The 26,390-nt window shown below is 57.5% G+C and carries 18 protein-coding genes and 2 pseudogenes; 10 read left to right on the top strand and 10 right to left on the bottom strand.

Annotated features, from left to right (window positions below; genetic code table 11):
- Positions 1-43 precede the first annotated feature (43 nt).
- Entirely contained in the window at positions 44-1,306 is a 1,263-nt protein-coding gene (locus AC13RM_RS12065; RefSeq protein ID WP_488555071.1) for a DUF6250 domain-containing protein, read from the bottom strand.
- Positions 1,307-1,336: 30 nt separating this feature from the next.
- The gene (locus AC13RM_RS12060; protein WP_488555070.1) at positions 1,337-3,391 is read right to left on the bottom strand and encodes an O-linked N-acetylglucosamine transferase, SPINDLY family protein; all 2,055 of its coding nucleotides are present in this window, start codon (positions 3,389-3,391) and stop codon (positions 1,337-1,339) included.
- Positions 3,392-4,294: 903 nt separating this feature from the next.
- Between AC13RM_RS12060 and AC13RM_RS12055 the strand changes: the two are divergent.
- Both AC13RM_RS12055 and AC13RM_RS12050 read left to right on the top strand, forming a co-directional pair.
- A pseudogene (locus AC13RM_RS12055) lies at positions 4,295-5,398 on the top strand (beta strand repeat-containing protein); the annotation flags it as partial.
- Positions 5,399-5,467: 69 nt separating this feature from the next.
- Positions 5,468-9,766 (top strand): beta strand repeat-containing protein, encoded by a 4,299-nt coding sequence (locus tag AC13RM_RS12050; RefSeq protein WP_488555136.1) that lies wholly within the window; start codon positions 5,468-5,470, stop codon positions 9,764-9,766.
- A 458-nt stretch (positions 9,767-10,224) separates the two neighbouring features.
- On the opposite strand, the gene AC13RM_RS12045 is transcribed toward AC13RM_RS12050, so the two are convergent.
- From AC13RM_RS12045 to AC13RM_RS12030, 4 genes are all read right to left on the bottom strand, one after another.
- Positions 10,225-10,521 carry a type II toxin-antitoxin system RelE/ParE family toxin gene (locus AC13RM_RS12045; protein ID WP_488555069.1) on the bottom strand — a complete coding sequence of 99 codons (297 nt, stop codon included), beginning with the start codon at positions 10,519-10,521 and terminating at the stop codon, positions 10,225-10,227.
- Positions 10,518-10,784, bottom strand: a complete 267-nt coding sequence (locus AC13RM_RS12040) for a type II toxin-antitoxin system ParD family antitoxin (protein WP_488555068.1) — start codon at positions 10,782-10,784, stop codon at positions 10,518-10,520. The genes AC13RM_RS12045 and AC13RM_RS12040 overlap by 4 nt, the downstream gene beginning before the upstream one ends.
- A gap of 339 nt (positions 10,785-11,123) precedes the next feature.
- Complete coding sequence (locus AC13RM_RS12035) at positions 11,124-12,149, bottom strand: IS110 family RNA-guided transposase (RefSeq protein WP_488555067.1); 1,026 nt, start codon at positions 12,147-12,149, stop codon at positions 11,124-11,126.
- Positions 12,150-12,372: 223 nt separating this feature from the next.
- Positions 12,373-12,621: a hypothetical protein gene (locus AC13RM_RS12030; RefSeq protein ID WP_488555066.1), complete on the bottom strand. Its 249-nt coding sequence runs from the start codon at positions 12,619-12,621 to the stop codon at positions 12,373-12,375.
- An 81-nt stretch (positions 12,622-12,702) separates the two neighbouring features.
- Between AC13RM_RS12030 and AC13RM_RS12025 the strand changes: the two genes are divergently transcribed.
- From AC13RM_RS12025 to AC13RM_RS12010, 4 genes are all read left to right on the top strand, one after another.
- A complete protein-coding gene (locus tag AC13RM_RS12025; RefSeq protein WP_488555065.1) occupies positions 12,703-13,719 on the top strand; it encodes an AraC family transcriptional regulator in 1,017 nt (338 codons plus the stop codon).
- A 114-nt stretch (positions 13,720-13,833) separates the two neighbouring features.
- Positions 13,834-14,991 (top strand): acyltransferase family protein, encoded by a 1,158-nt coding sequence (locus tag AC13RM_RS12020; protein WP_488555064.1) that lies wholly within the window; start codon positions 13,834-13,836, stop codon positions 14,989-14,991.
- Positions 14,992-15,460: 469 nt separating this feature from the next.
- Entirely contained in the window at positions 15,461-16,627 is a 1,167-nt protein-coding gene (locus AC13RM_RS12015) for an MFS transporter (RefSeq protein WP_488555063.1), read from the top strand.
- 835 nt (positions 16,628-17,462) lie between these two features.
- On the top strand, positions 17,463-17,957 hold the full coding sequence (locus tag AC13RM_RS12010) for a histidine kinase (RefSeq protein ID WP_488555062.1): 495 nt from the start codon (positions 17,463-17,465) through the stop codon (positions 17,955-17,957).
- Positions 17,958-18,112: 155 nt separating this feature from the next.
- Here the strand turns inward: AC13RM_RS12010 and AC13RM_RS12005 are convergent, their stop codons facing one another.
- Both AC13RM_RS12005 and AC13RM_RS12000 read right to left on the bottom strand, forming a co-directional pair.
- Entirely contained in the window at positions 18,113-19,060 is a 948-nt protein-coding gene (locus AC13RM_RS12005; protein WP_488555061.1) for a hypothetical protein, read from the bottom strand.
- A 9-nt stretch (positions 19,061-19,069) separates the two neighbouring features.
- Entirely contained in the window at positions 19,070-20,350 is a 1,281-nt protein-coding gene (locus AC13RM_RS12000; protein WP_488555060.1) for a hypothetical protein, read from the bottom strand.
- 985 nt (positions 20,351-21,335) lie between these two features.
- Between AC13RM_RS12000 and AC13RM_RS11995 the strand changes: the two genes are divergently transcribed.
- Entirely contained in the window at positions 21,336-21,584 is a 249-nt protein-coding gene (locus tag AC13RM_RS11995) for a CopG family ribbon-helix-helix protein (protein WP_488555135.1), read from the top strand.
- Positions 21,581-21,871: a type II toxin-antitoxin system RelE/ParE family toxin gene (locus tag AC13RM_RS11990; RefSeq protein ID WP_488555059.1), complete on the top strand. Its 291-nt coding sequence runs from the start codon at positions 21,581-21,583 to the stop codon at positions 21,869-21,871. The genes AC13RM_RS11995 and AC13RM_RS11990 overlap by 4 nt, the downstream gene beginning before the upstream one ends.
- 450 nt (positions 21,872-22,321) lie before the next feature.
- On the opposite strand, the pseudogene AC13RM_RS11985 reads toward AC13RM_RS11990, so the two are convergent.
- Positions 22,322-23,437, bottom strand: a pseudogene (locus AC13RM_RS11985) (IS110 family RNA-guided transposase).
- A 331-nt stretch (positions 23,438-23,768) separates the two neighbouring features.
- Complete coding sequence (locus AC13RM_RS11980) at positions 23,769-24,242, bottom strand: hypothetical protein (RefSeq protein ID WP_488555058.1); 474 nt, start codon at positions 24,240-24,242, stop codon at positions 23,769-23,771.
- A 791-nt stretch (positions 24,243-25,033) separates the two neighbouring features.
- Here AC13RM_RS11980 and AC13RM_RS11975 point away from each other — a divergent pair.
- Together AC13RM_RS11975 and AC13RM_RS11970 are read left to right on the top strand one after the other, a co-directional pair.
- The gene (locus AC13RM_RS11975; RefSeq protein ID WP_488555057.1) at positions 25,034-25,489 is read left to right on the top strand and encodes a hypothetical protein; all 456 of its coding nucleotides are present in this window, start codon (positions 25,034-25,036) and stop codon (positions 25,487-25,489) included.
- Between the two features lie 211 nt (positions 25,490-25,700).
- A complete protein-coding gene (locus tag AC13RM_RS11970; RefSeq protein ID WP_488555056.1) occupies positions 25,701-26,096 on the top strand; it encodes a DUF1236 domain-containing protein in 396 nt (131 codons plus the stop codon).
- Positions 26,097-26,390: the final 294 nt, after the last annotated feature.

The raw sequence follows: 26,390 nt of genomic DNA, 5'->3' as shown, positions 1-26,390 counted from the left end.
ATGCTGTCTGACCGAGCCGTATTGAAACTACTGCTGCGGCATCCTATGCGTTTGTTTGGTCGTAATTCTTTTCGTCCAACAGGGCGCCATAGGCGGCAATCAGCCTGTCCGCGTCAATCTCGCTCTCTTGCGGCCCGAAGCTGAGATGGCTCACCATGAAATCGGAAAAAATAGCCGTCGGACGATTGAGAAGGGCCGGCAGATCGATCGTCAGCAGGCCTTCGTCATCGCCCTTGGGAAGCGCCATATGGATCAAATCCTTGCCGAGCCAAGCAATGAAGTTGATCGACTGACGTTCGGTCCACTCGACGATTCTAGCGGCTAACGATAGCTGCTTGTTGGGACTTTGCAGGAAAAGATCATGAAGTGCGGTTGCTCGCCTGCCGCTTTCCCAGAGACTTCCACCGAAGCCGCCGGGCGGCCGTTCGAACTGGCCGAGCTCTTCAGGAAGCGATCCGGCCGCCTGCTGCCAATATGCGCAAACGCCATTGTTCACGACATTGGCGGAGACGACGAAATAATGGGGATTGCTGCGGCGAAACTCGATGAAATCCTCGAGCTTGTCGACGTCCATGTAGACGATATCATCATCGCACTTCAGGAATATCGCCTCCGAGTATCTGTTCAGCCGTGTCGCATAGTAATTGTAAGCCTGGAAGTAGGGCGGCTTTTCCTCCGGATTACCGAGGAAGCGTTGTATGCGGGACCCCGTATCAGCGAGCTCCAGATTTGCACCCCAACCGCCGCGTACCATGATCGATGCGCCGGATGGGAATTTGAGGTCGTTCCAGTGCCCGACATGCACGTGGTTCACATGGAGTTGCATGCCGTCCGCGCCGCTTTTGATCACGATCTGGTTGGCCACGCCCGGTGACAGGATGCCAGGTGTCGTCCGGCTCCATATTTCCGATTCGTTCGTGCGCTCGAAACTCAGCAGGTCGGTTCGCGGAAGTTTGCGCAGTGCGGTGTACTGATTGTCCCAGCCGCCTACGACCATTTCGAAGAAATAGTCGCTGTCGTCATTTGGAACTATGGCGATGTGAAAGTCATTGCGGATTGCCGCGGTTGTGCGAAAGGAACGCTGGTCTGTCAGTGTTCCGGCCAATTGGTATCGTGCGCCAGATTCCATGTAGCGCACCGGGCCGAATTCGCGGGTAACCCATTCGTGGTCATCTTGCGAACGCGTGAAATCCCAAACATGCCATTCATCGATCAGTCCGCGCGCCATAGCCTGACGAACGTAGTCGGTCAGGATTTGCATTCTTTTCTGCCTGCCGGCGAAGGTGACAAGGATAACGGGGGCCATACAATTCTCGCTTTGAAGTGGGTATGTCGCTTAACGTTTCGGAACAATGGGATTTGCCCATAGGCGACCGTCCGTTAAGATCGGCGCATGGTCGTGCCGCTCAGCCAGCTTGTCGATATATCGTTGTCGGTAGATGCGATCGTCCTCGAACTCGGTGTTCTCCAAGACGATTTCCGCACCGATCTCGTAGTACACATCGAGGTTGCGCAAATCAGGCGTCGGCGTTTCACCACGCTCACATTCACCTTGCATTTGCCAGAACAACTGTTCGAGACGCCTGGCTGTGGCCGGCATGTCACGCAATACGCTCGTGTCTCGACGCTGCTGCAATGCGCTTCTGATCGCAGTGAGTCGATGCGGGTCGCGGGCAAAGTCGATGGCCCTTGCCACATAATCTTCAGGTCCCTGGCAGATCAGCTCGTCGACACCTGCGGCCGAAACAATGCTGCTGCAAAAGCGGGCCGCAAAGCCTTTACCCGGGAAGGTGAGGACGGGCAGCCCCATTGTCAGCGCATCGGACGCCGTCGAGTGGGCGCCATAGGGAAAGGTATCGAGGAAAAGGTCGGCTAGTCCAATTCGTGCGAGATGATCCGGATTGGCAGCTTTTGCCGCGAAAATAAGTCGATCTGGAGCGATCCCGCCTTGTTCTGCCGCCTGGCGTAGTCGTTGATTGACGTCGTCCTCGCCGCCGAGCAACCAAAGAACACTATTTGGCACGGCGGCAAGAATTGTCATCCACCGAGCGAACGATGCTTTGGTGATCTTCTGCATGCCGTTGAAGCAGGCGAATATGAACGCCTCCTCCGGCAAGCCGGCATCTGAGCGCCTAGGCGCAGAACTGATCAGACGCTTGCGGTCGACCGGCTGATTGCAACCGATCCGCAATACTTTTTCCGTAAAATAGATTTCATTGCCGGATGGAATGATATGTTCATCGGCGATGATATAGTGATGGTACGGGCTTCCCATGGAGCCGGGATAACCGCAAAAATTGACGATGACCGGGGCTGGCCTGTAGGCGAAGATCTTGGTTCTTGCGTGCTTTGTATATCCATTGACATCGACGAGGATATCGATCTCGTCGGTGGCGATCAATAAGGCTGCATCCATATCGCTTAAGTCGGCAATATCGCGCCAGGAATCGACGGCTACCTTTATTCGTTCCTGTGTCGCATCGTTTGCTCGCGGCTCGCCACAGTAGTAAGCGAAAATCTCGACATTTCTTTTGTCGTGTAATTCAAAAACCTCGCTCAACGCAAAACCGACCGCATGATCGCGCAGATCCGAGGAGATATAGCCGACACGGAGCCGTCGTCCGGTTCCTGTCTTCATGCATGGTTGCTTGCGTGGAAAATTCGTCAGGTCGGGCTGGCCGACGAGTTGCTTGTTGTAGCGATAGGCTTTGGCAAGCTGGAAGAGCGGGTCGTCGGCGTGGCAGGAAAGTGTCAGGGGGGACATCGCATCGAGAAGCTGGCGCGCAGAAACGTGTTCTGACCCAACGAGCGTTGGCCATTTGCATTGGCGTTGCCGCAGCGCCGTCCAATGCTGGGCAGATTCAAGCTTGTCCGGCCGTAATTCGATTGCTTGCCACAGCGCAGTCTCCGCCTCTTCAAAACGCCCGACATTCTCCAGCACGCGGCCAACATGCTGCAACATCATCAAGCGATGGCCGGCCCGGTCCGCGGTGATATCGTTTGTTGCCTCCAGATAGCCGCGCCATTGCTGGACCGCCTGGCCGATGAGGCCATAATCTTCGAGCGCGCGGCCGAGATTGACATATGCCTGTCCGAAGCGCGGATCGATCTTGAGACAGGCGCGCAGCGCATTGATCGCGCCAGCGATATCACCCAGCTGTCGAAGCGTGACCGAGTAATTGAAATAAATGATGTGCAGTAGGGCATGCGTGTCGTTGAACGCGATCCAGGTCTTGTAGAGCTCAGCCGCGACGGCGGTTTGTCCGGTGGCGCTAAGAGTCTCGGCGGTTTGCAAGAGCTCGTTCAGGGGTAGCTGTTGATTTCGAGCCTTGATCTTGATCTCTGCAAGTGAGGACAAGGTATCCGAGGTAACTGCATTATCAAAAGGCATAGGCATCCCGCGGCGAATGATGTGTTGGTGGTCCTGAGGTTAAACATGACCGTCGCCCCGTTTATCGATGCTAGCTTGCTTTGGGCTTGTCAGTCTTCTGGGACGCAAAAGTAATTTGCGCAATTTCTAATAGTTGTATTACTGACACAATGGCTATATCTGGTTGTTTATTGGCAATTGTTCAAAATAATTCGTGATAAACTTGCAAACAAAAAGTTGTAAAGATCGAAAATATAATATGTTTTATTTTCGGATCTCGATATGCGGTAAAATGCTGTTTTTAGGATACGTAAATGATCGGAAGACGTAACGTAAATTTCGATTTCGTCGGGTGTATGAGGTGATGCTTATGTAAAACTTGCCCCATTTTGAGGATGCAACATTTGATTGAATACAAATAATAGTATGAGTTGACCCTTTAATGAAAACCTATATCGCCGCGTGTGCGAGATACGAAGTACATTAATAGTTGTTTTCTGCATTTTTATTTGAAAAATAATGCTTCGTTAACCTGAAATTAAAGACGCACCATTTAGTCCTTTCGGTAAGACACGAGCTGATGGCGCAATATCAGCCTGTGCTGAAGTCCGGTTTTGATCGAGCGGCTCGACAACAGCGAGACGCTTGCAAGGCAGGCGTTGGAATCAGGGTCGTTGCGGACCCTGCATGCATGAAGCCCTCCCAACGCTTCGGCTCCTGAGAGCCATGTTTCTCTCACAACATTCTTTCCGTTCGGCGGGATGCCAAGTCGCATGGGCTGCAACAGCGCCCGGCCATGTCGGTGTCACGGTCTCGGCGCGTCGTGCGTTTGAAGCCGTGTCCAAGAGATGGTGCGCTCTTTTCATACTGTCGGCGTTTGAGAAATGACGTCTGCTATAGGTTAACATTAGGGGCCCCCGACCAATGACCTCAATCATTTCTTCCTTGACCGTCAATCAAATCAAATCCCTTTCCACCACCACCATCGCATCCTTGACGACCAATGACGTGGCCGCGTTGAGCACCACACAGATCAAGGCGCTCTCCTCCTCGCAGATCAAGGCACTCAGCACAGCTGATGTCGCTGCGCTGACGACGGATCAGATGGGAGCGGTGTCCGCAAGCGCGATCAAGGGCTTAAGCCTCGGCCAATTAGCTGTCCTCGACACGTCAAAAATAGAAAACTTGAGCACCGACCAGGTCGCTGCTCTCGGTGCGGATCAAATTGGCGGATTCGATTCGTCGCAAGCCGGTGCTTTGACGACTTCGCAGGTCCGCGTCCTCACTTCAGCCCAGATCGGCGCTTTGTCGACGGACGATATCGCCAGCTTCTCGACAGCCGATGTTTCCGCCATCACGACGGCAGCGCTCGCGGGCCTGTCCACGGCGAATGTCGCCGCACTTTCGTCCGATCAGGCAGCCGTGCTCACCACGGCTCAAATTGCTGCGCTGAAGACCGGGCAGGTCAACGCGCTGACCTCGACGCAAGTTGGCGCTCTGAGCGCATCGCAGGTCGGCACACTCAGCTCGACACAGGTTGCGTCCCTCAGCACCGCGAATATTGCCGGTCTTTCGACAGGTCAGGTCGCAGCGCTCTCCGCCAAGTCGGTGGCCGGGTTTACTACAGCCCAGATCGGAGCGCTCGGCTCTGACAATATAGCTGCACTGACAACGGCCCAGGTCGGAGCTCTGAATTCCAACCAGATCGGTGCGCTCAGCAGTGCTGAGATTGCTGGTCTTTCCACGGCAGATATCGCTGCAATCAACACCACAGCTCTTGGAGGTCTTTCGACCGCAAATATCGCGATCCTGTCCTCCGATCAGACGGCTGCCCTGCGGAACGAGCAGGTTGCCGCACTCAAGACGACTCAGATCCATGCGCTTTCGTCCACGCAGGTCGGTGCACTTAGCACTGCGCAGGTCGCAAGTCTCAATTCGACCCAGGTTGCAGCGTTGACCACCGACAATGTCGCGGGCCTTTCAACCGCGCAGATTGGCGCTCTTACATCGAAGTCCGTAACTGGCCTTTCGACCGCGCAGGTCGGTACCTTGAGCTCCACCCAGGTCGAGGCGTTGAGCCCGGTCCTCATCAGCTCCTTGAACTCGGCGCAGATCGGCGCCTTGTCGAGCGATGACATTGCCAGCTTCTCAACCGCGGACATCGCCGCCATCACGACCACGGCACTTGCTGGTCTCTCGACCGCGAACGTGGCGGCGCTGTCGTCCGATCAGGCCGCGGTCCTGACGACGGCACAGGTTGCCGCCCTGAAGACCACTCAGATCCATGCTCTCACCTCGACGCAAGTTGGCGCGTTGAGCGCGTCGCAGGTCGGCACCCTCAGCTCGGCCCAGGTCACTGCGTTGACGACCGATAATGTTGCCAACCTCTCGACCACGCAAATTGGTGCCCTGACGTCGAAGTCCGTCGTCGGCCTCTCGACCGCGCAGGTCGGTGTGTTGAGCTCCACTCAGGTCGAGGCATTGAGCCCCGCTCTTGTCGGTGTATTGAACTCGGCGCAGATCGGCGCCCTGTCGAGCGATGACATCGCCAGCTTCTCGACCGCCGACATCGCCGCCATCACGACCACGGCGCTTGCTGGTCTCTCGACTGCCAATGTGGCGGCGCTCTCGTCCGATCAAGCTGCGGCTCTGACGACAGGTCAGGTCGCTGCCTTGAAGACGGCGCAGGTTCACGCACTCACCTCGACCCAGGTCGGCGCGTTGAATGCCTCGCAGGTCGGCACCCTGAGCGCGGCTCAGGTGACTGCGCTCACCACTGATAACGTCGCCGGCCTTTCGACCAGCCAGGTCGCCGCGCTCTCAGCCAAATCGGTCACCGGTCTCACCACTGCGCAGGTCGGTGCGCTGGGTTCTGCCAATGTCGCCGCGCTTACGACCGCTCAGGTCGGCGCGTTGAACTCAACTCAGGTCGGAGCCTTGAGCAGCGCAGAGATCGCCGGTCTGTCGACCGCCGATATCGCAGCCATCAACACGGCGGCTCTTGGCGGCCTGTCGACCACCAATGTCGCAAACCTGTCGTCTGATCAGGCCGCCGCGTTGAGGACCGAGCAGGTGGCGGCGCTCAAGACCGGGCAGATCAATGCCCTTACATCCACGCAGCTTGGAGCTCTTAACACCGCTCAGGTCGGTGTACTCAGTGCGACGCAGGTGACCGCGCTTACGACCGATAACGTGGCTGGTCTGTCGACCGCTCAGGTCGCAGCGCTTTCCGCCAAATCGATTACCGGCCTCACGACTGCCCAGGTTGGCGCGCTCGGTTCGGGCAATGTCGCAGCCCTCACCACAGCCCAGATCGGGGCACTCAACTCCACTCAGATCGGCGCGTTGAGCAGCTCTGAAGTTGCCGGTCTGTCGACCGCCGATATCGCGGCCATCAATACCGCCGCTCTTGCGGGCCTTTCGGAGGCCAATGTTGCGGCCCTGTCTTCCGATCAGGCTGCTGCCCTTACCACAGCCCAGGTCTCTGCCCTGAAGACCTCGCAGGTCCATGCTCTCACCTCGACCCAGGTCGGCGCTCTGAGCGCTTCGCAAGTGGGTACGCTCAGCGCAGCTCAGGTGGGATCGTTGACCACCGACAATGTCGCCGGTCTGTCGACCACACAGGCGGCGGCACTGTCTGCCAAGTCGATTGCCGGTCTTACCACGGCGCAGGTCGGCGTGCTCGGCTCCGACAACGTCGCCGTGCTCACGACCGCTCAGGTCGGTGCTCTCAACTCGACGCAGATCGGTGCGCTGAACAGCGCAGAAATCGCCGGCCTTTCGACCGCCGACATCGCCGCCATCAATACGGCGGCCCTTGCGGGCCTTTCGACCACAAACGTTGCGGCCCTGTCATCCGACCAGGCTGCCGCCTTGACCACGGCACAGGTGGCGAGCCTCAAGACCTCGCAGGTCCATGCACTCACCTCGACCCAGGTCGGTGCGCTGAATACCTCGCAGGTCGCTACCCTGAGCGCTGCTCAGCTTGCCTCGTTGACGACTGACAACGTCGCCGGCCTGTCGACAACGCAGATCGGCGCTCTGACATCGAAGGCGGTGGTGGGTCTGTCTACTGCCCAGGTCGGTGCACTGAGCTCGACGCAGGTCGCGGCCCTGAGCCCCGCCCTTGTCGGCTCTTTGAACTCGGCCCAGATCGGTGCTCTCTCAACGGCTGACATCGCCAGCTTCTCCACTGCCGACATCGCCGCGATCAGCACGGCAGCTCTTGCGGGTCTTTCGACCGCAAACGTTGCCGCGCTTTCGTCCGATCAGGCCGCGGCACTCACTACCGCTCAGGTTGGCGCTCTGAAAACGACCCAGGTCAATGCACTGACATCGACCCAGGTTGGCGCACTCAATACCTCGCAGGTGGGTGCACTGAGCGCGGCTCAGCTCGGTGCGATCACGACCGACAATATCGCCGGTCTTTCAACCACTCAGGTTGCGGCGCTCTCGGCCAAATCGGTTACCGGCCTCACTTCGGTTCAGATCGGTGCTCTTGGCTCGGACAATGTTGCAGCTCTTAATACCGCCCAAATCGGGGCGCTCAACTCCACTCAGATCGGTGCCCTGAGCAGCACAGAGCTTGCGGGTCTATCGACTGCCGATATCGCCGCGATCAATACGGCCGCTCTCGCGGGCCTTTCGGAGGCGAATGTCGCAGCGCTTTCGTCCGATCAGGCCGCCGCACTGACAACGACGCAGGTCTCTGTCCTGAAGACCTCGCAGGTCCATGCACTCACGTCGACCCAGGTCGGCGCTCTGAGCACCTCGCAGGTTGGTACGCTCAGCGCAGCTCAGCTGGGCTCGCTGACCACCGACAATGTCGCCGGACTGTCGACAACCCAGATTGGTGCGTTGACATCGAAGGCGGTGGTGGGTCTATCGACGGCGCAGGTTGGGGCTCTGAGCTCGACGCAGGTCGCAGCCCTCAGCCCCGCTCTTGTCGGCGCGCTGAACTCGGCACAGGTCGGCGCCCTTTCGACGGCCGACATCGGCAGCTTCTCGACCGCCGATATCGCCGCGATCAGCACGGCGGCCCTGGCGGGACTGTCAACGGCAAACGTCGCGGCGCTGTCGTCCGACCAGGCAGCGGCACTCACCACGGCCCAGGTCGGTGCTCTGAAAACGACGCAGGTCAACGCACTCACCTCGACCCAGGTCGGCGCGCTGAACGCCTCGCAGGTCGGTACGCTGAGCTCGGCGCAGCTCGGTGCGCTCACAACCGACAATGTCGCTGGACTCTCGAGTACCCAGGTCGCCGCATTGAGTGCAAAGTCCATCACAGGTCTTACCACGGCCCAGATCGGCGCCCTTGGTTCTGACAATGTTGCAGCCCTCACCACCGCTCAGGTCGGGGCGCTCAACTCCACTCAAATCGGCGCCCTGAGCAGCTCCGAAGTTGCCGGTCTGTCGACCGCTGATATCGTGGCCATCAGCACGGCGGCACTTAGCGGGCTGTCGGAGGCTAATGTTGCGGCCCTGTCTTCGGACCAGGCGGCGGCTCTTACAACGGCCCAGGTCTCTGTCCTGAAGACCTCGCAGGTCCATGCGCTCACCTCGACCCAGGTCGGCGCTCTGAGTGCCTCGCAAGTGGGTACGCTCAGCGCAGCTCAGCTGGGTTCATTAACCACCGACAATGTCGCCGGTCTGTCGACCACACAGGTTGCCGCACTCTCCGCGAAGTCGGTTACCGGTCTGACCACGGCTCAGGTTGGCGCTCTTGGCTCCGCCAATATCGCCGCACTCACGACGGCTCAGGTCGGCAGCCTGAACTCCAGTCAGATCGGGGCCTTGAGCAGCGCCGAGGTTGCTGGTCTGTCGACCGCCGATATCGCCGCGATCAACACGGTAGCACTCGGTGGCCTGTCTGAGACCAACGTTGCAGCCCTGTCATCCGACCAGGCTGCCGCCTTGACCACGGCACAGGTGGCGAGCCTCAAGACCTCGCAGGTCCATGCTCTCACGTCGACCCAGGTCGGTGCGCTGAGCACCTCACAGGTGGGCACGCTGAGTGCAGCTCAGTTGGGTTCATTGACCACCGACAATGTCGCCGGCCTTTCGACCACCCAGATCGGCGCTCTTACGGCGAAGTCTGTTGCCGGTCTCTCCACAGCCCAAGTCGGTACCTTAAGCACCGATCAGGTTGCCGCGTTGACTTCCGCTCAAGCAGCGGCTTTGACCTCGAGCCAGATCGGCGCCCTGTCAACGGCTGATATCGCGGCATTCTCGACCGCCGATATTGCGGCTATCAGCACGACGGCTGTCGCCGGTCTCTCCACGGCAGACATAGGCAGCTTCTCGAGTGATCAGGTGCAAGCGGTCACGTCGACCCAGATAGCGGCGATGAACACCGATCAGGTGGCGGCCATCATTGCGGCTTATCACGCGAGCTAGTGTCTGTCAGATGCAGCTCAAGATTGAGCTTCGAAAGCAGCGAACTATCCACGGCGCCCACAAGGCGCCGTGAACTTTTGTACGGAGTAGCACTCTTGCTCGGCATGTCCTCGGCCACGTCGTCAAACGCGGTACCAAAGGCTACGCGCTAATCCGCGATCACTCGAAGGCCAAGTATGGCTTTTTTAACAACTGGGGGCGCTGCTCTACTCCCATCAAGAGCGCGGTTATGTGAGGGACCGGCCAGCTTCCGTAATCGCGCGCAGTCCTGATCGTGAGGAGAGAAAATCAATGAAGGTACAACCTTCGCCAGCGGATACTTCCTGCTCGGATCACCGCATGCAGGGTGGTGTTGAGTGCTCGGAGGTCGAGGGGCGCTTACGATGATGATAGGACGCACAGGGCAGCCGCCTATTTGCGCTGTTTGAGACGCGTTCGTTTCGGATCGACCGGCGCAGTTATTCACCGAACAGCACGGTGCCATGATCGGTGGCGCCATGCAGAAGATGGACGATGACCACCTTCGTGGATTCGACGCGGTAGAAGATCAGATAGTTGCCATGGACGCGCCGGCGGATACCATGGTGCTCGTAGCAGGGGACGAGGGAGTAGCCGTTTGGATTGTCGACGAGATCCTCGCACTTGCTGCGCAGGTCTCGGATGAATGACAGAGCGCGCTGGGGATTGTCCCTTGCGATATAATCGGCGATCTGCTCAAGGTCGTTTTCCGCCTCGTAGGAAAACTCGAGAATCATGCCGACTTTTCGGCCTTGTCAGTCATCGCGCTGTATTTGGCCTCAAGCCGATCGAAGACATCGCTCGCCGGCTTCGTTCGGCCAGCATCCCCATCGGCAATGCCGCGCATGATTGAAGCATCCAGCGCAGCCAGCCGGGTCTCGCGATCCTGGACCAGTCGCACACCTTCCCGCAGGACTTCGCTTTTCGAACCATAGCGGCCTGTCTCGACAAGTTGCTGAATATAGCTTTCGAGCTGCTTTCCCAGATCGGCACTGATCATGCGGTCCTCCATCTGATGTGATGCAGAGCAAAATAGGCCGCTTATCAACTATTATCAATCCCTCGCGACCTGACATTGAAGGAACTTACTTTTCGAGGCTGTTGATGGGCCGCCCTAAAGTAGGGCGGCCCGGCGGCCCGCAAGGTTTTGCTGAATTTCAGACATCGCCTGCATGAAAATTGACGGCGTTGTATTGAGTACACGCCACTCTATGACGCGCGGACAGAACGGCCTTGAACTACCTCGTGCTTGCGCACAACTTCATATACGGCCTATAATGTCTCTTATGGGCGTTATTTGAAATTGCAGTCGTCGATCTTGCGTGCCGCGAAACTGCGACTACGCTTGAGTGGGCGCGCGAAAGATGTCGCCGCTGTTCAGCAAGGCCCAAACAACTCTCGCTATCTTGTTTGCTGCGGCAACCGCAGCAACCTTGTAGGGCCGTCGTCCGACCAATCTGGTAAGCCATGTTTCCGCCGCCGGCGCCTTTGCCTTAGCCTGCCTGACCAGCGTCATGCCTGAAACAAATAGCAAGGCCCTTATAATGGGGTTCCCTTGTTTTGATATCCGCCCGGATCGGCTTTTGCCACCGCTATTATGCGCTCTGGGTGCTAACCCTAGCCATGAAGCAAATTGACGGCTCGATTTGAACATCGTGGCATCCGGCACATAAGCTTTTATCGTCGATGCTGTGATCGGCCCGATCCCTGGAATGGTCAAAAGCCGGCGAGTGTCGTCCTCCCGCTTCGAAAGCAATGCGAGATCTTTCTCGAAGCGGGCGACCTTGGTGTCGAGCGCTTCTATCTCCTCGTAAATGGACAGGATGGCATCCCGCACTATCGATGGAATCCCCTCTATCGCACCTGCCCGCAGTTCGTTCAGCAATCGGTGGAGCCTTGCTGTTCCAGTCCCCGTTACCATGCCGAATTCTGCGAGATGCCCGCGCAAGGCCTGAACCGCCTTGGTTCTTTGGCGAATAAAGAGAGCGCGGGTCTTGATGAGAACCGTCATCGCCTGCTGTTCAGTTGATTTCGATGGCACGCTTTGCATGTCTGGCTGGATGGCCGCGATGGCAATTGCCTGCGCGTCAGCAGCGTCGGTTTTGTCTCGCTTGACGAAAGGTTTTACGTGCTGTCCAGGAATGATCAGCGTTCGGTGTCCAAGCGCACTGATCTCGCGGGCCCAAAAATGGCATGCGCTCCCAGCTTCCATAGCGACGACGCAAGTCGGGAGGTCCCTAAAGAATGCCTTCACCTCTTCGCGCCGCAGCTTCCTGTTGAACGTCTTAGCGCCATCGGCGTCCATTCCATGCACCTGAAATACGTTCTTGGCCAGGTCGAGGCCGACTATGACTGTATTCTTCAAAATGAACTCCCTCAGTTGAACCGAGGAGCAAATAGTGCCGGCTGATTAAACATCGATGAGCCAATTTGTCGGCGAGAGTCCGGCAAGGATCTGTCTGCAGATGAGCGTTGGACCTCTTGGGCAACCGTACAGACTGAAATCAATCGAGCTCCTCGCAGCTACTTCAGGTCTCGAAGCTTGCAGATAACGCCACCACCGACAAACTCCGAACTTCTATGCTCTTCTACTTAACGACTGTCGCGCCCATGCCGATGATAGCCGCAAACATCGCCGCACAGGATGCCCAACCGAAGAATTTTAGGGTGCCCCGAATGGCTGCTTCATCACAGATTGATTGCAGGCAATTAGCATCAAGATAACCATCACGGGTACGCCGCAATTCCGTCAATAACCGCGCGCTCGAGAACAGAGCGTTCATCGGCGGTATCCGGGTGAAATCGAGGCCCACGCCGACGATAGTTGCGAGCGTCACGTCCTCAAGTATCAAATTGCCATGGACCCTAGTGGTCCCGTGGATCATAGTTCGAGTCTGTCGACAAATTTGGTGATGAAGATGCTTCTTGACATAGGTCTTCGTAGTGGAACCCTCGCCTTGTTAGTGCTTCTTGCGCTCGACGCCCTCCTGCGGTTGCGCAAGAATCGACTTGGCCGCATAACCCTTCTTCTCAACTTGTGTGGCATTGCGTTTCTCATTGAGACGGCTCCGCAATTTCACGACAGCCACGCAGTGTGGATTCTCTTAGTGCGGGTGGCGAGCAATATGGCGGCTGCTGTCTTTGTTCTCTGGAGCGAGGAGGTATTCGACGGTACGGCCAGGTGGCCGTTGACTCGTGGGATACCCTTGGGTTTGATGCTCTTGCTTTCCATCTTTGCCGTAGTCACCGATTTGTCATGGGTTTGGCTCGCAACCCATGTCTTTGCTTTGACGCTTGTGGTAATCGCCGGAGGTCGCGTCCTGCTGGGCCGGACCAACGACCTGATCGAAAATCGTCGTCGGGATCGGATCTTGTTCGCATGGGGATTGGGCCTTGCGATCGTAGGCTGCACGCTGATTGGGGCAAGCAATGTCGAGATGACGAAGGCACTTCCCGGTGTACTGGGGGTCGCCCTTGCCGCTGCGTTGCTCCGCCTGCACAGGGTAAGCCCGATCTCCGCGATCGCCGCCGCGCTACCGGTATCGGAACCGGTCGTATCAACGTTCACCATGACGGCGGTGGAAGCTGCACTGCATCAGCGTTTGCAGGCGGCCATGGAAGTGGAGCGGGTTTACCGCGATGGCAGCATCACCATTGCGAGCTTGGCCAAACAGCTCGTCACGCCGGAATACAGATTGCGTCAACTCATCAATCAGCGGCTTGGGTATGGCAACTTTGCCCGCTTCATCAACTCCTTCCGGCTGGCGGAGGCACGCTCGGCCCTGGCCGATCCCGGTCAGGCGCGTGTCCCGATCTTGACGATTGCGCTCGATGCCGGCTTCGAATCGATTGGCCCGTTCAATCGAGCGTTCAAGATGCAAACCGGAGAAACGCCAAGCGAATTCCGCAAACGAACCCTGGCGGAACTGGCCTGACGCAGAATTTGTCGAAAACGGCCGAATTTGCAGGTTTCGGCGATCCTGGGTGCGACTTTCGGCGGGACTAGTTGGGCCTCGGACATCATATTCGCATCCACAGGAGATGCGAATATGATGGAACCCGCTCTACCGAGGACAACCCACAGGCTCATTTATATCGACAATCTGCGTTGGTCGGCGATCAGCATGGTCGTCGTCATGCACGCCGCTGTCACCTACTCGCCGTTTGGAAGCTGGTACTACCGCGAACATCCGCCGTTGGACTTGGTTACTAAAGTGGCTTTTGCGGCCTATCAGTCGTTTCAGCATGCGGTCTCGATGGGACTGCTGTTCGGCATCGCTGGATATTTTGCCGCCGGTATGGTCGTCCGCCGCGGCGTGGTCGGCTTCATGCGGGAACGGCTATATCGTCTCGGCATACCCCTCCTCCTATATATCGGGCTAATTGGACCGCTGACGGAGTATTACGTGGCGGGATCATGGTGGTCGCAGCCGCGGCGGAGTTTCACAGAGGACTGGCTGCATCACCTTTTCAACGGCCAACTTCTCGACGGCTCCGGCCCGCTCTGGTTCTGCCTGGTGCTGCTGCTGTTTTCCTGCTGCTTCGCTCTGTTGTGCCGATTGCGACCGATCGACCGGCGCTCCGCTGGGCCGGTACCCGACCTCGCTCTCGTGTTAGGCTTTGTCCTCGCGATGAGCGCCGTGACGTTCGCGGTGGGGCTGCTGGCACCGGAGGGCCTTACCATCCTCAATATCGACATTCATGACGCGCCGCAGTACCCCTTCATGTTCGCCGCTGGGGTCGCGGCGTGGCGGGGCGATTGGCTGCGACAGATTCCGAGCGCCGCGGGACGGTCCTGGTTGATCTGCGGGCTTTTGGGGAGCATCGCACTGTGGGCAACGATCGTCTTAGTCGGAGGAGCCCTTGAGGGCCAGCTGGCCGATTACGGCGGGGGTTGGCATTGGCAGGCAGCAGGCATGGACTTTTGGCGGTCGGCAACGTGCGCCTCACTCAGCCTGGGACTACTTGTGCTGTATCGCGACCTTTTCGACTACCAGGGCCCAGTGACGAGGTTTCTCAGCCGGAATGCCTTTGGCGTTTACGTTCTGCACGCCCCTGTTCTCATCGCCGTGACGAGGGTGATGCACGATTGGACTATGGCCCCGCAATGGAAATTCCTGTTGGCAAGCCTCGTCGGCGTGATCGCCAGCTTTCTGATCGTCGGATTGCTGGCTCGGCGTGTTCCGGGGCTACGCGCCGTATTGTAAAACGTTGGCGTGCCACGAGATTGTGGGACAAGTGGCCAGCGACGGCGAGGCACCCGACCTCGTTGGAGCTGAGACGCGAACAAACGAGGAAGCCAGTCGCGGGTGAGATCTCGCCCCCTAAGAGCATACGAACTTTAACGTGGATATTTGCCTGCACAGAGGTTTCTGTGTTGGTGAAGCAGGTTGCGATGTCGATTGAGCGGTATTGCACGACTTCACCTTTCTGACTGCGCGCAAGATCCGGGTGGCTGCTGCACACTCCCCATCGTATTTGCTCCTGACCCCACAGAAGGAGAGCCAACATGGCTGATTTGCGTCGAGGAAGTGTGCCTATCATCAACACGAGCGATCTGATTGTTCAGATATCACGCGGCTTCACTCAGAGGCGAAGCCCTGTTCTCTGCACTTTGGACGCTTCGAATTTGGTAGATGGCGCGGAGATGGACCGCGGCATGGAGGCGACGTCGATATGAGCAGTTCTGACATTGTCGCCAAAGCTCAGACATCGGATGCCTGGGCTGCTGTCGCATCATTGGCGCTCGGCACTTTCGCCCTTGTTACCAGCGAACTCCTGCCAATCGGACTTTTGCCAAAAATCGCCGCCGACCTACACATAGCGCCTGGTATTGCAGGTCTTTCGGTTACCGGGCCTGGATTGGTGGCGGCGCTGGCGGCACCGTTACTCGTGAGTGGTTTTGGTCGGCTCGACCGCCGTACGCTGCTACTGCTCTTGGCAGCCATCCTTGTGGTCTCCAACACTCTCGTCGCGGTCGCGCCAACGCTGACGGTGCTTCTCCTCGGCCGGATCATTCTCGGTATCGGCGTCGGCGGGTTTTGGGCTGTAGGCGCTGCTGCAGCCGGGCGCCTTGCGCCGAGTGCCGCTGGGCGTGCAACCGCGCTGGTTTTTGCTGGGATATCTGGAGGAACCGTCATCGGATTGCCTCTTGCAGTCTTTCTTGCTGGCCTCTTCGGGTGGAGGTTTGCCTTCCTTGGCGCTACGGTTGTCAGTGGGCTGAGCCTTCTTGCTCAAGGAATACTGATTCCGAAATTGCCAGCGTCGCCGGGTCCCAACCTGCGAGCCCTGCCTGCTTTTGTCCGCCACCGCCAGGTCGTGGTCGCGCTGTCAGCGGTAGCCCTTGTTATCGTTGGCCAATTCACCGCCTATACTTATGTCGCGACCTATCTGGGCGATGCCGGTGCCGGCCAAGGAACGCTATCCGGCGTGCTTTTGGCTTACGGTGCCGCAGGGCTGTTGGGAAACATCATGTCGGGAGAATTGGCACAGCGTAGCCCGCATCGTCTTCTAGTCCTGATTGGGCTTCTTCTCGGCGTTCTTCTACTGGTCGCTCCACTAGCAGCTGGTTCGCTCATTTTGGCTGTCGCGGTGGTCATTGCATGGGGCTTTGCTTTTGGCGGTATTCCGGTCACGCTGCAAATCTGCATGTTCAAAGCAGCTCCCAACTCGCCTGACGTCGCTGGAGCGGTCTTCGTTTCCACGTTTCAGGTCGCCCTAGCCGCCGGCGCTTGGCTGGGTGGCGTGGTCTTCGACTACGCCGGGCTCAACCCGGTCTTGTGGGTTGGGGGAACGGTCGTCTTGGCGATGACGCTGGTTGTGAGTTTGTTTGCGAGCCGCTGACTGGTCTCCAGAAGATGATTTGTCGTCGACTCTTGTTGCAAAAAATCCGGGGATGCCTGAAAGAGCGCAGGAGTTTTCGACGATACTGTTGCTGAGCGATTTTAAGCGGTGCCGCCATGCCGGCTGAGAGGGCCGCCAACAGCCTCATCAATGCCCGCATGAAGAAGAAACATCTGATGCGATGGTCGCCGCAAGCCGGCAAAGCCTAATCTGCGTGAGGCCGATGTTTTTCATGACGGTGTGCTGGCCGCGGGCCTTCCGCATGCCTCCGCGAAGCAGTTATCGCAATTAGGCCAGCTACGTCGTTTGCCCAAGAATGCGGTTTCAAAAGGGAGCTCGAATAGTGGGCATAGGTTCCAAACCGTTCAAGAGCCCCAGCGCATGATCCGACTCGCTCCCGAAATCGGAAAATTCCTCCGAGGCCCACCACTAAGAGACGATTTGGCGCGACCTTGGAGATTGCGGTAAGGATTCTCCAACGGTCGCTGCGCCGCTCGTTTACGTCGAGATTGTGTTGGTCGCTTCCGCGTGATGATGCGCGATTGCGTGGGAAATGACCTATAGGCGATCGGGAAAAATGGGAATCGTGGTGAATTTAATATCGAATCTATCATCGGTGACCAACTATCCTTGCTCAACAATCGAGCACAAAGATACGGACTGCAGCTGCGGATTGATATCTGACCGAGAACGCTAGTAACAACAGCATGTTTCTTTTGGACTTGTTCGCCTTAATCTTGCGCCTTTGCTCGCCAGGTGGTGACGATCTTAACGTATTGTATTTAGAAATCTCATGGCCGTCCATTCATCGGCTTTAAGCTTTAAGGATTATATCATGAAGAGAATCATTGCATTGGCCTTGCTTGCATTAACGTCTCCTCTCGCGGTGCACGCTGCGACCCTGACATTTCCCGGTGACAAGCCCGTCGCAAGTATCACTATTCCAGATAGCTGGAAGCCGGAGGAAACCGACGGTGGCGTCCAGGGGACCTCGGACGATTCCGCAGTCTATCTTTCAGCCGAGGTCGCCAGCGACAAATCTATGGAAAAGGTCGTTACCGGCGCGATCGATTTTCTCGCAAAAAACAAAGTGACGATCGACCCCTCTACTCAAAAGGAGACCCCTGCAACCGAGGTCAACGGTATGCAGATGGCGACCCTGGAATGGGATGGTAAAGATGAAGACGGCCCCGTCAGCGTCGGCTTGCTCATCGTACAGGTGAGCGCTGACAACGCTCTCGTGGTGACCTACTGGGGAGACAAGGGAGAAGAAGACAAGCACGATGCTGAAGTCAAGGCAATTGTCGCCTCTATCAAGCCGGTTGAATGACTTGATACATGGCAGCGGTGAACTCATCACTGCTGCTGTAATTTTCACTACGTTTTGTTCCACTTTTGCGGTTTTAAGCTGTATCGACATTCGAGCAAGATTGCGATGAGACGCAAAATTAGGTGAAATCTCGACACAAACAATCTTGCTCGCGGTCACCTTTCGCCGAAATATGCGTAAGGAATATGGGTTAAGGTCGACGGTGCCGTCTCCGGCAGGTGTGTCGGATATGTGTGCCAGGTGGCAAAGACCAGATGGTCGGGCGGCCAGGCCTCTGACGCCTTGAGCCGCTCGATATTGCCTTGGGCGCTGGCGACCCAGGCATCCGGGCCTTTCGGCGCTGCGGCGATTATGATGGGCCCAAATGGAATGCCGTCGCTATGGACAAGCCGGGTGACCGCTGGCAGGTAGCCGGCTGGCGGCCGATTCCAGTCGGTAATGTCCTCATGAACGAAGGCCAATTTGATGCCGCTCTCCGCCTGAAGCCCGTCGATCCACGCCTGTGTATTCGTCGCCCAGCGCCCGCTCAGGTCGCCCGACGGCGGCGGGCCCAGCGGCTCGGTGTCGCCCAGGCGCACCTCGGGAAAGATCGCTTGATGGGCCCCGAAATTGCCAACAACATCCTGGGCAAGCGCGCTAATTTCGGCATGGCAAGCGCCCGGGCCGTCATAATAGCGGCCGAACCACATCGCCTCGTCGATATCGATATAGCTGAGCTCGCCGCCCAGCGCCTTGATCCGCTCGGCGACATAACGCGACCCGCCTGGAGGCACATAACCCTCGATATGCTTGCCGCACTTATCCGACCAGGTTAGCATGCCGATGCCGACCGCGAGCTTGATGTGCTGCTGCTTGAGAAAGGCGTAGAAGGATCTCAGCCTGTCGGGCGGCCCGTTGGTCACCAGATTTTGCGCGATCTCCACCACCTGAATATGGCGTTCGGTCACCCGCCAGTCAACGTCGGACGTGAACATGTACCAGAAGTCGGATGCGCCGCCGTGGGTCGGATCGTTCGGCGACAGCCACACCTCGGGTGCGTTCTGGGCCACGGCGGCGGTCGATATCAAGACTGCCGCCAGGGCAGCGACGTTCGCTAAGGACACGATCATCTCCTAACGCTTGGCGATGACATTGGACCAGCCAGGGATCTGTATGACAGAGTCGGTGAGCGTGGCGCCGACGCCGGTAACGACATAGGCTGAGGAGGGAATTGATTGGATTGTCGGACCCATGATCGTGTGATGGCTCGATGGAGCCGAAAAATAGAAACCGAGCGGCTTTCCCTTGTCCATGCTGATCATGTCGCCTCCCATCCACACCAGGCCGTCGGCGTCGGTGCGGACACCGGCTTCAGTGGCACCATCGACTTCACAATTGCTGAACTGGACCCCACCACGTATCCAAAACTCGTAGCGTGGATTTCCCCAGGCGTGCACGCCGTTATAGAAGTTATGCGCGCTCCCGGTATCGCGCACTCCGGCGACTGTGGCATGCGCCACGACAATGTCGCTGAAATGGCTGTCGCCCGCGGAGTTGAGGATTCCGAACAGAGGAGCGCCATGCGGCATCACCGATTCAGTGTCCGCCGTGATCGTGCTTTGCTCGACCATGAATTCCCAGACATTGGTGTACCATGACTTCGGGTTCGTCAAAGTTCCATCCGGGTTGACGGCGATCGTGCCGAGATGCAAGCCGGCAATCCGGGTGTCGTTGTAATAGACGCCACGATGCAGGCCGCCGTGGCCACCCTGGATATCGGCACCGAAGTCCGCCAGCCCCGATCCGTCAATGCCAAGATCGTAAAGATTAGCCTGGTTGTGATCGCCGGTGGGCTCCTGGATCACGGCGCGCATCGGGGCTAGCGCCACGATCCAGGACACGCCGCGGCCATCGCCCTGCAGCGAGATCTGTCCGTGACCAAACACGCCGGCATCGTGGCCGCCTGGCAGAGCGATCGTCGAGCCAACGCCGCATACGCCATGGGGTAGATGGAGTTCGCCGAGATCCCATGACGGGTCGGAGTGGCCCGCCAGTACGGCATTTATGGCAGGCGCGTCGTCGGTCCCGTAGGCGACATAGCCGTGGTGGCTGTTCACTGTAGCCAGTGCCGGATCTGCCAAAGTGACCTGCGACTTGGACTGCACCGAGACGATGCGCGTGGCCAGGTTGTCGCCCTTGGTGCCGGCGCCGGCGATCACAATAAGCTTGCCTGCATCTTTGGCCTGAAACCAGCCATCGGCCACATTCAGGCTGGTGGTTCCGATCCCAATGGAAACCTCGGTCCAACGCAGCACTTGGGTGTCGCAAACGGCGCCGTAGTCGAGTACATTGGGCTGGTCATGTAGCCTGTCAGAGAGACCGCGGGCAACAGGTGCATTTTTGATAGTCACCATGGCGCCGGAGAGATCCGGTAGCGAGGCAGCCTGAGTGATATTGCAAATCAATGAAAATGAGAGTGTTAGGACGTAAAGCAACCGCCCCATACATTCGGTCCTCTTCTGTTGGACGCCATAAACCGGATCACGTTATCACAATCAACCTGTCATCAACGTGACCGCAGCTACCGCCAACTCTTTCATCTTTGGCTATCTCAGTATCGATCTGCCAGGCGATCCGTCAGCAAAATGCAAACAGTTGCGGGGGTTTCGATTTCACTAAGAGCGCCCAGGGAAGGGAGCGGAGCGCCAACGACCTCTTCGACTTGTCTAAGCTCGGCGGTGGTGGGACTCAGGAGGTCGATCCATAGAGCGTCTGCAAACGCTTGTCGTTCGCCCTTTTTATCCTCTTGCGGCACCGGGAAAACACTTAGCATCTCTCGTGGTCACTCCCTGCAGTGTAGCGCGGAGCTCTCGGCTCGTCCAAAAATGGAACCTGGTCGACCGAACAGCATTTGGTGAGGATTACCGCCGGAAGCAGTAACATGCTCCGGCGGTCTTCGATTTTGAAGTCTCACTACCTTTCAAAATTGACCGAAACGCGCAAGGTCAAAATTCTTCCCAGGATGCGGCTGCCGCTGCGGTTGCCCCGGAACCACCGAATGCGCCCGCGATCTTGGAGCGCAGCGAGCGTGCCGGCGAGGCGGCAGGGCGGGATCGCTCCGTCGCAGCAAGGGCGATTGCATATGTTGAACGTCGCCTATTTGATGTTCTGTCATGAGAACTCGCCACTTGTTCCCGGTCCCAAGTCGGTTATTTCACCTGCCCAACTTCACGTGCGAGACTGGAACTGGAACAAATGGATATTGCAGCAATGGGGTTGCAGGTCCTGATTCCATCAAGAGCGAGCCATCTGCGGTTCGTGTAAGCCCTGTCGGTAGCTTGAACCTTGACGAACTATGATGGTTCACAGATAATCATTCTGAACTAAGAAGGATTTGGTATTATGACTGCATTCACCGTGCGTGTTTCAGACGAGACCGCTAGTAAACTCGACCAGATCGCGGAAAAGCTTGATCGCTCGCGCTCTTATATGGCAGCCCAGGCCATCGAGGACTACGTTGCTCGCGAAGAGTGGCAAATTGCTGAAATCGAAGCCGGATTGGCTGAAGCCAACCGGGGCGATTTCGCCAGCGACGGCGAAATGGCGAAAGTCATCAGAAAATACATCAAGTCTGCTCATCAATCATGAGCGAAAAGCATATCCGGTGGACGAGGAGAGCGCTGCGACGGCTTGATGAGATTGGTGCACATATCCAGAAGGATAATCCGGACGCCGCTGCACGGGTGGTCGCGCGAATCGTGTCGGCGCTGGATATGCTTGCCAGTTTCCCGGCAAGCGGTCGCGCTGGTCGCATCAATGGCACGCGCGAGCTGGTGCTCGCGGATGTTCCTTATATTATTCCCTACCGTGTCGAGCAGAGCATAGAGATTCTTACGATCATGCATGCTCATCAGCGGTGGCCCTCAGAGCTTTAGATTTTTACCTTGAGCTCCAAGTGACCCTGGCGCCGTCAGTTCGATACCCTTCAAGAGCAAGCTTATCGCCGCACCTCGTGATGGCCGTAGAGCGATTGCAGTTTAGTTCGCTGGGTCCCCTCTGTTCAGGCTCAACATCGTCAATCATAAGGTGATCCGGAAGGTGGGGTCAAAACGACGCTCTGATGTCCGTTGTCAATGCTTTGGACGCGAGGAACCGACCGCTCAAATGATCGGCAGATCATGATAATCGCCCATTGGTGGAGGCGGAACTGATAGACGTCGGTGATCAGGCTCTGATACGCGGGTTGGTTACCGCATTCCCGATTTTGCGTCCGGGGCTGTTCCTGTCTTACTGCGGGCGTCGGTCGTGCCGGCCACAAAGCGCGCGACGGAAATTCCCCTACCGTTGTCCCGCCCCCGCCAATGCGCGAGTAATTCAGGCTATGGCTACATTCCGGATGGTTTAGCCTCTTTCGCAACCGCCCACATGAAGCCCGCGAGCTCCCGTGCAATCGCTGTGCAAACTACGGTAGTTTTCCTTCCTCTCAAGGTCAGCAGGCGATAGCGCGCAGTCAGCCGGGTTTGCGCCTTCCATGCCATCTCACGAACCGGCGGTGGCACATTCTCCAGCTTATAAAGTTTTTTCGCACCAATTCGTGGTGGGAAGCGATAGGTCCAGGCGCTTTCAACAAGGAGCGTCCGGACACGGCTGTTCTCAGCTTTGGTGATTCCGCCCCTCTTCGTTGTCTCTCCGGTCGACCGCTCACCAGGTACGAGACCGAGATAACCCATCAGTTGGCGCGGGCTTTCAAAGCGAGTGACATCACCGATCTCCGTGGCGAAGGTGACCGCGACGATCAGATCGACCCCTCATAGCGCCTGCAGTGCTCGAACGATCGGTGCCAGAGACCAATTCGGGATGAATTCCTCAATGACTTTCTCCAACCGCTCGACGCGCTCTTTCGAGACACGAACCGCCTCGACCATTTCCTGCAGTGCGATCTGATGTGCCGGATGATCGAATTGTTGCGCTTGCAGCCAGCGCAGGTATCGCATTGTCCAGCCTTTCTTGCGTGGATGGACACGGCCATGTTTGAGCATGAAGGCACTTATCTGCTGCCGGTGAACCCGTAATGTCTCGACAGCAGCGGCGCGGGCGCGAACGAGGTCACGCATGGCTTCATGGCCCTCATCGGGCACCCACACCGCCGTGAGCTCGCCGGCCCTCAATAGCCGGGCGAGCGCAAGCGCATCTCGACGGTTCGTCTTCACCCTGGCGCCCGGTTTCCTTGGAATCAACGATGGAGTAACAATCACACATTCATGGCCGAGCGACCGGATCAGCCGATGCAGGCCGTATCCGGTCGGACCGGCTTCGTAGCAGAAATGCACGTGATCAAACTTTGCGGCTATACGCTGGATAATGCGGCGCATGCTGACATCCGATGCCTCAACCTCGCCGACATAGCGGATCTCTCCGTTTCGGCCAGATTCAGCAATCGCAATTGCATTCTTCAGCTTGGCAACATCGATTCCGACAAAAGCTTCTCTATAATCCGCCACGGCTCGTCCTCCTGTGATGAGGATCGGCTCGGCCTGTCCGAGCAACCCTCGGAAGACCAGTGTGGGGCTAGCCACCTCAGCCACGAAGACGGACATACGGTCTTACGATAGTTCCTCAACTTGACGGGAGAGTACTTTGCCAAAGACTGCAAGAATTCCTGACGTTGCGCCGTATGATGATCACGTCGTGACGGCGAAAGAAGCGCTCGAGGTTTCCTTTCTTAACTGGAGCAGGAGGTGGAGGTTCGCCTAGTCGCTGTGGCTTTGCGTGCGGTCGGCGGATGAGGCGCTGGATGCCATCGATGGGGCAGGACACAGCCTTCACAGGGGCTTACTCTGGCCCTAGTTGCGCTGCCATGGTTGAAATTACATCCGGAATCCCACCGGTGGGCGGCGCGTAGCTGGTAATCTTGACACTGCAGGCAGGCTTAGTGTTGCTAATGATCGTCCAAAGGCTGCCCGCTGGTGTGTTGACTACACCGATCGTCCCACGGCCCGATTGGCTCATTATCTTCATGCTTGGATCGACCATCGACATGATCCTCGAAGTGCGCTGATAGTCGCCGACTTCGGGCAAGAAAAACACAACGGTAATTCGGCTGACATTACCAGGCTGGGTCTGAGTTGAGCCCGCCACCCCGTCGGCTATTTTCATCCAATCCGGAACAGCAATGGCGCAGGCGCCTTTAGCGGCATGGAAACGCTTCCAACCTGCTGGAGGGGAGGCTACGTGCGGCGCCGTCACACAGCTGGAGAGAGTAGCCATGAGAGCAATACCGGCAATAAAGGGCAGCAGACGGCGCATTGCAAATTCCTGAATGAGTGGGAGTGTGATGCGGCAAAGGATTTGGCGCCGATCGGCGCCAAAAGATTGTTGTTGCGAGCATTCCGCCGTGCCTATTCAAAGATGCACCCTTGCTCTGGCTCTAATGGGCTTTCACCCACAAAATACGCGTATCACCTTGGATTTCGGATCAGTCACGGACTGGACTGCGGTGCCACTATGGACGAAATTCAAACGCGTAGGCGTATCGGTAGCAACCCGTTCTTCACTTCCATAGTGTCGCGAATCTCCGGGTATTTTCAGCCCCGCGGTGGCAGAGGATGGGCCTCCTACAAACTTTTGATATCGTGAGGCACCGCAAGCATCAGAGGTTGGGCCGGCTGCCGAGTTGGGTGTGGACGAAGTTGCACACGCGCTCAGAGAAAAAAGTGCTATAAATGCAGGCACGGTCAGTAAAGGTCTCAAGATATCCCCCTTCAAGCTTCTAACGATCTAGCACTATGGCAGATCAGAGTTGGAACTGGTGTCGTGAGGCTACTAGCTGCTGCTTGGATTGGTTGCAAGTAGACAATTTCAGGTAGCATCGCAGAAGCCAGGCAGAAGCGCGTCTCCGCCTCGCAGTGGCTGCTGCTTCAGGCAATGAGAACATGAGGAATGGCAGACTTGCAAACGTGCCCCACGATCTGTGGAGATCGTTCGATCGCGTTGAACCCCTGCCGGACGACCGACAACGACCACGCTGTGCAACCGATCAGGTTTCGCCAGGTGGAACCGACGAGAGCGCGGGAAGTTTCCCTTTGAAGGAGACCGCCATGACCGAGAAAAAGAAGATCGTTGAAGTGAAGGTGAGGGCTGACAACGGCGAAGCGGTGCCGATGGGTATCATGAACGCGAGCCAGGCGACCGAACTTTCGGAGGATCTCGATGTCGTGGTCTCCCATCATGACGGTGAGGCCGGGACTGCCGACCGTGAAGAGTTGAAACCCTTAGCCGGTCCCAATGCGGCAAAACCTGTATTCCCTTTACCGACCACTGACATGGAGGCGGACCGCGCCAAAGAGGCACAGACCGCCGTATGGAACGCTCTGGACAGTCTCGTTGTAGCGGCTAACGCAGCTGGCTGGAGCACGCATGAAATTGTCCTCGCGATCATCGAGGCAGGAAGGTTCCTCAAGGACGCAAACGAAGCCGATCCAGACCCTGCCGAAGATCCCGCCATCAGCGATGTTGCTCGCGAGCAGATCGGTCATGGCGAACAATATGATTAGGCGACCGGCTTCTGGAAATCTGCCAGACAATTAGGGGGGCACCTCTCGCTCTGAGAGAAGCCTATAGCCTTCGCCGCATCCTTGCCGATCACGAAGTTTGTCGGTAGCGGCTAACTCGTGATGGCTCTGGATGGTAACTGAAGAGGAACATTCTGAGGGCTCTGTAATTCTCTTTTCAGCTCGCAAGAGCCAAGATGCAAAGGAGAATACTATGAGAACGAAACTTATTGTTTCAGCCGCCGCCTTCGGCCTTCTCGCTGGTTCAGCCTTGGCGCAGTCTTCCACGGTCACCGGGGCCGCGGGTGGTGCGGTGACCGGAGCGGTCGTAGGCGGCCCGGTCGGCGCTGCGATTGGCGGCGTCACCGGAGCGATCGTCGGTGGCGCCATCGACCCGCCACCGGAGAAAGTGGTCACTTACGTTCAGGAGCAGCCTCTACCTCCCTCCGAGGCTGTTATGCAAGACCATATCGTCGCCGGTCGCGCGCTCCCGGAAACAGTCGTCGTCACACCGATCCCGGATAGTCCGACCTACGCCTATGCTGTCGTGAACCACAAACGTGTCATCGTCCAACCGAAGACGCGTAAGGTCGTTCGCATTCTTGAATAATGTCCAAAAGGGGCCTCCGAGAGAGGCCCTTCATTCCATGCGACCCAATGCGCTATAGCTGTATTCTACCCGCCCGCCCGATCGTGAGGCTCAAGGGAAAAGCTCTAGGCCCCTGTCGCGGACGCTCGAGCCGAAGCCGGTATGACATCGTTACTGATGCTAACTTGCGTTGCGGAAATAAGAATCTCGCCTGCTAGGGAATGCCTTCGAAGTTCTCGTAACACGATAGATCCAAAAATCGCAGTCCGATCAAAAATGGACGGCGACAGTTAACATCAATGGCCTTAGCCTCGG

It is taken from the genome of Martinezella sp. CNPSo 3732 (assembly GCF_057784515.1).
This window is presented reverse-complemented; position numbering and strand designations above follow the sequence as displayed.

What these genes read in the sequence shown, in the direction of transcription:
- AC13RM_RS12065 (WP_488555071.1), bottom strand. Translation starts at nt 1,306, where the DNA reads ATGGCCCCCGTTATCCTTGTCACCTTCGCCGGCAGGCAGAAAAGAATG.
- AC13RM_RS12060 (WP_488555070.1), bottom strand. Translation starts at nt 3,391, where the DNA reads ATGCCTTTTGATAATGCAGTTACCTCGGATACCTTGTCCTCACTTGCA.
- AC13RM_RS12045 (WP_488555069.1), bottom strand. Translation starts at nt 10,521, where the DNA reads ATGATTCTCGAGTTTTCCTACGAGGCGGAAAACGACCTTGAGCAGATC.
- AC13RM_RS12040 (WP_488555068.1), bottom strand. Translation starts at nt 10,784, where the DNA reads ATGATCAGTGCCGATCTGGGAAAGCAGCTCGAAAGCTATATTCAGCAA.
- AC13RM_RS12025 (WP_488555065.1), top strand. Translation starts at nt 12,703, where the DNA reads ATGCTTCTTGACATAGGTCTTCGTAGTGGAACCCTCGCCTTGTTAGTG.
- AC13RM_RS12020 (WP_488555064.1), top strand. Translation starts at nt 13,834, where the DNA reads ATGATGGAACCCGCTCTACCGAGGACAACCCACAGGCTCATTTATATC.
- AC13RM_RS12015 (WP_488555063.1), top strand. Translation starts at nt 15,461, where the DNA reads ATGAGCAGTTCTGACATTGTCGCCAAAGCTCAGACATCGGATGCCTGG.
- AC13RM_RS12010 (WP_488555062.1), top strand. Translation starts at nt 17,463, where the DNA reads ATGAAGAGAATCATTGCATTGGCCTTGCTTGCATTAACGTCTCCTCTC.
- AC13RM_RS12000 (WP_488555060.1), bottom strand. Translation starts at nt 20,350, where the DNA reads ATGGTGACTATCAAAAATGCACCTGTTGCCCGCGGTCTCTCTGACAGG.
- AC13RM_RS11990 (WP_488555059.1), top strand. Translation starts at nt 21,581, where the DNA reads ATGAGCGAAAAGCATATCCGGTGGACGAGGAGAGCGCTGCGACGGCTT.
- AC13RM_RS11980 (WP_488555058.1), bottom strand. Translation starts at nt 24,242, where the DNA reads ATGCGCCGTCTGCTGCCCTTTATTGCCGGTATTGCTCTCATGGCTACT.
- AC13RM_RS11975 (WP_488555057.1), top strand. Translation starts at nt 25,034, where the DNA reads ATGACCGAGAAAAAGAAGATCGTTGAAGTGAAGGTGAGGGCTGACAAC.
- AC13RM_RS11970 (WP_488555056.1), top strand. Translation starts at nt 25,701, where the DNA reads ATGAGAACGAAACTTATTGTTTCAGCCGCCGCCTTCGGCCTTCTCGCT.